Raw genomic sequence first — 6,758 nt, forward strand, 5'->3', positions numbered from 1 at the left:
GTAACCATAAGCGCACTTGTTTTTATTTTTCTGGCATATTATTTGCTGTATTTTGATGTATACGGTAATATACGTCAGTAAAAGCGCCACTATTAATCCTTATTAAGTAATTATGTACAAAAAACCACTAGAAATGGAGGGCCCGCTCTCTTCGGCATGGGCAGAAGATGGCATAGGAAGTATGGTAGAGCTCATTGTTTCTGATGAACCAGAACACCTTGCCAATGACCATTCCTTAGGTAGAATTCCCTTACTTGCCTTACGCAATACGGTTCTTTTTCCTAATGTTATAGTACCTATCACAGTTAAAGAAAGGCAGGCCATACATTTGGTAGAGACTATACATGAACGAGATGGTCTGTTGGGCATTATAGCGCAACAAAATCCAGAAACCTTTGAAGGCAAGCCAACTGATATTTACAAAATAGGTACACTGGCCAAAATCATCAAAATCATTAATTTCCCAAATGGCAGAACCATTGTTTTGGTACATGGAAAACAAAAATTCCAAACCATAGAGGTCTTTACAGCATCATTAGGCCTAGAGGCTACTGTTCAATTTTTAAGGGACCAGTCCTATAAAGAAGACAAGAAAGTGCTTGCTCTTATGCAATCATTGAAAGATGTGGCCATTAAGATCCTTAAATTTCGATCTGATGTATCTAATGAAGCACATACCATACTAGCTAATATTAAAAGTCCAGATTTTCTTACCTATTTTTTGGCTTCTAACTTGAATACGGATGTGCACCATAAACAAAAGTTCCTGGAGTTAAATAGCAGTATTAAGCGAGCAAATTTACTTTTAAAACATCTTTTAAATGAATTAGAAATTTCAGAATTAAAAAAAGAAATTCAGGACAAAGTACATTCCGATATCAGTCAGCAGCAGCGCGATTACTACTTAAGGCAACAAGTAAAAGTACTACAAGATGAATTAGGAGAAAACGAGCTTACAGATGAAATAGATGCATTACGTGCAAAAGGAGACAAAAAACAATGGCCTAAAGAAGTAGCAGATTATTTTAAAAAAGAATTGGATAAAGCTGAACGCATGAGTCCTCATAGCCCAGACTATTCTATTAGTATCAACCACGCAGAACTGCTAGTAGAACTCCCCTGGGGTATTTATACCAAAGATAATTTAGATCTCAACCGGGCTAAAAAGATTTTTGATGCCGATCACTATGGTATTGAAAAAGTAAAAGAGCGGCTTTTAGAATTTCTAGCTGTTTTGAAGCTAAAAAAAAATATGAAGGGGCCTATTTTATGTTTATGTGGTCCTCCTGGAGTAGGCAAAACCTCTTTGGGAAAATCTATTGCAAAAGCAATGGGGAGAAAATATGCACGCATTGCGCTCGGTGGACTAAATGATGAGGCCGAAATACGTGGTCATAGAAAAACGTATATTGGAGCCATGCCTGGAAAAATTATTTATAACATTCAACGAGCCACTTCATCTAACCCCGTTATTGTGCTGGATGAAATAGATAAAATAGATGGCATGCGGGGGGATCCGTCTGCTGCATTATTGGAAGTCCTAGACCCAGAGCAAAATAATGTCTTTGTGGATAATTTCTTAGAAGTGCCCTATGACCTTTCTAATATTCTATTTTTAGCCACTGCCAATTCCATGGATCGCATCCCAGCCGCTTTACAGGACAGAATGGAAGTAATTGATGTGAGCGGGTACCTCCTAGAAGAAAAAGTGGAAATTTCAAAAAAATACCTTGTGCCAAAGCAAAGGAAAGAACATGGACTTAAATTTACCGATTTGGCTATACAAGATGAGGCCATAGCCACCATTATAGAAAGTTATACCCGAGAATCTGGTGTACGAGAGTTATCCAGACAAATAGCCAATATTTGCAGAAAAACAGCCAAATCAATTGCTTTAGGAGAACCTTATCTTAAAAAGATTAAAAAATCAGATGTTGCTACTTTGCTTGGTCCAGAACTATTTGATAATACCCCTTACCAAGAAACAGCTCTGCCCGGTGTTTCCGTTGGATTAGCTTGGACTGCTGCTGGTGGCGAAATTCTCTTTATAGAATCTGTATTGAGTAAAGGAAAAGGAAGGGTTAATGTGTCTGGCCACTTAGGAGAAGTCATGAAGGAATCTGCTATGACTGCTCTTTCTTATCTAAAAGCCAACGAACAATACCTTGATGTATCACATAATGTTTTTGAAAATTATGATTTACATATTCACGTTCCTTCTGGCGCAGTGCCAAAAGATGGCCCCTCTGCTGGTATTACTCTTTTTACTTCATTAGCCTCCCTTTATACACAGAAAAAAGTAAAAGATTGTTTAGCTATGACAGGAGAAATTACTTTGCGTGGAGAAGTGCTGCCAGTAGGTGGTATTAAAGAAAAAATTTTAGCGGCAAAACGTGTGGGGATGAAAGAGATTATCCTAAGTAGCAAAAATAAAAAGGATGTGCAAGAAATTAAAGAAATCTACCGCAATAACTTAATATTCCACTATGTAGATCGGGTAGATGAGGTTTATCGTTTGGCGATACAAAAAGATAAGATACCAGATGCAAAAGTTTGGGATGGTAGTTTGCTGAGCACAAATAGGGAAGCTTAAAATGATTAATGATTTTATCCATTTTTTTTAAAACTACTTATTTTAAAGCTACTTTTTTTAAAACTACTTATTTTAAAGCTACTTTTTTTGCTTGATCAAAAAAAGTAGCCAAAAAAAATCAAGCGCTGGTGAACAAAGCTGTTGAAAATTTCAGCCTGAAAGCTGAAAATCAAAACTCGCCCAGGCTTGCAGCCTTGGGCTTAAACAAATTGATTTTCTAATAGCTTTCAGACTGAAATTTTCTAATCACAGCTTTGTTCAAGGCGCGTTTTTTATAAACTTACATTATTACGCTATTTTTAATTGGCCACACGACTGATACGCTATTTTTAATTGGCCACACGACTGATACGCTATTTTTAATTGGCCACACGACTGAACGGATACTAGAAAGCTGGCAAGGCGCGCGAGGGTGAAGCGCACGCAGCATAGTACCCACTATGCAAGTTCCCCCCATGATGTATATACATACATCATGGGGATCCCAAGTACGCTGAATCCCGAAACGGAACATAGCCAGCTTTTCAAATTATCCTACTCAATATCATACAGAAAATGAAATTTCTTTTAAAGAAGATAAAAATTGATTAAATTAGGCCTTAGCGTTATTAACGTCTGTATGTTTAATACAACTCTTCAACAGTACCTTCTATTATTCTTCAATTATGTCTCTACAAAGGATACTATACGTTGCAAGTGAGATCGCTCCTTTTCTAGAAACCTCCCTTGTGTCAAATTGTGTACGAAAATTACCGGAAGCCATGCAAAATAGACAGATGGATGTACGGATTATAGTACCTAAGTTTGGTATTATTAATGACCGGATGAATAGATTGCATGAAGTATTACGTTTATCAGGCACTATTGTTTCGATACATGAAGTACAGTATGCTATTTCTGTCAAAGTAAGCACTATACCCAATACGCGTTTACAAGTTTATTTTATAGGTAATGATGATCTATTTGGAAATAGAAAAGCGGTATTTAAAGATGCATATAATAACTTTTTTGAAGATAATGACTTACGTATGATTTTTTTCTGCACAGCTGTAATGGAAAGTCTCAAAAAGCTTGAATGGGAAGCAGACATTGTACATTGTCATGATTGGATCACAAGCTTAATACCTCTTTTTTGGAAAAAATTATACAAGAACCATCCTCTTTTTACAAAAGCTAAGCTCATTTCTACTATTTATAACAATACATTCTCACATCATTTTCCATTTTTAGCGGAAAAAGTAGCAAAGATAGGTGTGGCAAATGAAGATACCGCTTTTTTGGCTTCTGGAAGTTTTCGCAATATTATTCAGTTGGCTATGCACTATTCTGATATAGTAGTTCGTGGAGAAAAGCTTGATGCAACTGAATTTAAAGACTTATTTACTGGGCAAGATCTGCCTTTGGTTGAAAACGACGATCTGTATAACGAGCATCATTTTAAAATGTACGCACATCTCATGTGCCCTGACCTAACTTTTTAATAATCAGAGATTATTGTACCTATTCACATCCCTGGCTAGAAACCTTTAACAATTGCTTTAATTCGAAGGAGATAAAAGTTCTTTAAATTTCCCAACAAATAGAAAATCTTGTAATTCCGTTAGACTGGTATGTAAAATATCCTTAGAGCTCCCTTCCCATAATTTTTTACCCTGGTGTAAGAATAAAATAAAATCACCTAATGATAAAATAGTATTCATATCATGCGTTACTACTACTGTAGTGGTTTGGTAGGTAGAGGTCACTTCAGCAATTAATTCATCGATTTTCAGGGCCGTTTGGGGATCTAATCCTGAATTAGGCTCATCACAAAATAGGTATTTAGGATGGTTTACAATAGCCCTAGCTATCCCCGCTCTCTTCTTCATACCCCCACTCAACTCATTGGGCATTTTACGCTGAACATTAGGCAACCCTACTTGCGTTAAACACGCATTGACCCGATCTTGTTTCTCCCCTAGACTCATAGTGGTTAAGATATCTAATGGAAAGCGAACATTTTCTTCTATGTTCTTAGAGTCAAACAAAGCCCCCCCTTGAAAGAGCATCCCCATTTCCCTTCTTATTTCAGTTTGTAGTGGCTTATCTCCATAGACTAAATCGCGCCCATCAAAAAGAGAATTGCCTTGATCAGGCATAATTAAACCAATCAAGCATTTGATTAAAAGACTTTTCCCAGTGCCACTGGCACCTATTACCAGGCTCATTTGACCAGCTTGAAATGCACCACTAACACTATCTAGAATAGCTTTATTATTAAAAGACTTTGAAATATTTTCAAAAGAAATCATAGTGCATAAATTAAACGAGCATTAAATACCAGAACCCAGTAAAACATAAACCAAAAGTACATCTGCTATAAGTATAGCAATACAACTATTGGTAACAGCATCTGTACTGGATTTTCCTACATTTAAAGCCCCTCCCCTTGTATGTGACCCTTTGTAGCACGCAATAGAGGAGGTAAGCCATCCATAAACCAATGCTTTATAAAGTGCTACATGGATAACATAGGGATCAAACATTTTTCTGAGCCCCTCTATGTAAGCTTGCGGAGGGACTGAAGTAAGAAATTTACAAGTGAGGAATCCGCCATAAATAGAAAGAAACATAGCAATAATAATCAGAAGTGGATACATAAACACAGAAGCAAGAATTTTAGGTAAAACCAAATAGTTATTAGCATTTACGCCCATAATCTCCAATGCATCTATCTGTTCACTAATGCGCATAGAACCCAATTCACTAGCCATACTAGAACCTATTTTGCCCGCAAAAACAATACCGATTACCGTTGGAGCTAACTCAGAAACCGTCATATTTCGAACAGCAAGTCCTATAAAACTTTTTTCCAATAATGGATTATCTAGCTGTGAAACAAGCTGAATACAAGTAGCTCCTCCCATGAAAATTGAAATAACGCAAACAATAAACAGAGAATCAACCCCCACTTGCATACATTCTTTAGAAACACGAGACAAAAACATACGAAATGGCACAGGATTTTCAAACATGGCAGCTAAAAAAAGCAAATATTCTCCTAATTCTTTTACCATAAGCATATAATGAAGGTTTCATTTACATTAAATACAGCAATCCTATCCCTTATTGTAGGTAAAATAACCTCAAATATAGATACTTGTCATATTTAACCATAAATTTAAGCTTTATAAATTAAAAATTGCACATTTTTATTATTTTTACATAGAAAATATAGTTAAGAACGCAAACGATAGTTCTATAATGGAGTATTCTACATTTCTAAGCAGATTTTTTTGTTTTATTTTCAAATCGGAAAAACAAGAGCAGACCTAGCAACATACGTTCAAATATCAAAGTTAACCAAACGCCGCTTATACCCCAATGATATCTTATAACCAGAATATAACAAATAATTGCACTTATAAATTGTGTAATCAGATTAAATACAAATGGAAATGCTCTATCATCTAAACCACGTAGTACACTATTGCCCCAATAACATACACCATAAAATAATTGGAAAATACATAGATGCTTAATCAAAAAACTTACCAAACACTTTACAATATGGACAGGCTTGTAAAAAGAAATAATGTAAGGGCTAATAGTCAAAAAGGTTAGCCCAATTATTATCGAAAAAACCGTAATCATATCACATGCTGCAAGCGCTATTTTTCTTACTAATAAGCCATTTTGAGTACCGCGTTCTTGCGCCACCAGCATAGACCCAGAAAGCCCTAAACCAACGGCAAAAATAGTAATTAACTGGCAAAGATTAAATAAAATGGCATGAGCTGCTTGCGCTTCTACACCAATACAACCTACTACCATCGCAATAAAAAACAGATAAGCGCCCTCTATTCCAAACTGAATTCCAGCTGGCCAGCCTACCCACAATATTTCCTTAAAATATCGCCATGATATTTGATCAAATTTGAAAGACATTAGATAGCCTTTTGGGCGTAAAATACATACTAAATACAGTATACCAGCTATTGCCGTAAGCGTCTCAGCACAAACCATAGCCATTCCAGCTCCCTGCAATTCAAGAGCAGGGAAACCACATTTTCCATAAATTAATAAAAAGTTAAATATTACATTTGTAATTAAGGTAAAAAATCCTAATAATAATCCAATTGTCCCATAAGAGATTCCTTCCAGATAGCGTCTGACCATATTATTA

Annotated in this window: 5 protein-coding genes (1 of these 5 running past the window's edge); 2 read left to right on the plus strand and 3 right to left on the minus strand. The window is 36.0% G+C overall.

The window, feature by feature from the left end; genetic code table 11:
* The first annotated feature begins 112 nt into the window (after nucleotides 1-112).
* Nucleotides 113-2,593, plus strand: a complete 2,481-nt coding sequence (lon, locus tag EDM02_RS00995) for an endopeptidase La (RefSeq protein ID WP_184891070.1) — start codon at nucleotides 113-115, stop codon at nucleotides 2,591-2,593.
* A 665-nt stretch (nucleotides 2,594-3,258) separates the two neighbouring features.
* Nucleotides 3,259-4,074, plus strand: coding sequence for a glycogen/starch synthase (locus EDM02_RS01000; protein ID WP_123662374.1), 816 nt, complete (start codon nucleotides 3,259-3,261; stop codon nucleotides 4,072-4,074).
* 57 nt (nucleotides 4,075-4,131) lie between these two features.
* Here the strand turns inward: EDM02_RS01000 and EDM02_RS01005 are convergent, their stop codons facing one another.
* The 3 genes from EDM02_RS01005 to EDM02_RS01015 form a co-directional block, all read right to left on the minus strand.
* A complete protein-coding gene (locus tag EDM02_RS01005; RefSeq protein ID WP_123662377.1) occupies nucleotides 4,132-4,884 on the minus strand; it encodes an ABC transporter ATP-binding protein in 753 nt (250 codons plus the stop codon).
* Between the two features lie 21 nt (nucleotides 4,885-4,905).
* The gene (locus tag EDM02_RS01010) at nucleotides 4,906-5,655 is read right to left on the minus strand and encodes an MlaE family ABC transporter permease (protein ID WP_260214929.1); all 750 of its coding nucleotides are present in this window, start codon (nucleotides 5,653-5,655) and stop codon (nucleotides 4,906-4,908) included.
* A 199-nt stretch (nucleotides 5,656-5,854) separates the two neighbouring features.
* Nucleotides 5,855-6,758 carry the 3' portion of an MATE family efflux transporter gene (locus EDM02_RS01015; protein ID WP_123662379.1) on the minus strand. 422 nt of this gene lie beyond the right edge of the window, so only the last 904 of its 1,326 coding nucleotides appear in the window; the start codon falls outside the window, past its right edge — the gene reads right to left on this strand; it ends in the stop codon at nucleotides 5,855-5,857.

The sequence above is a fragment of the Candidatus Cardinium hertigii genome (assembly GCF_003788695.1).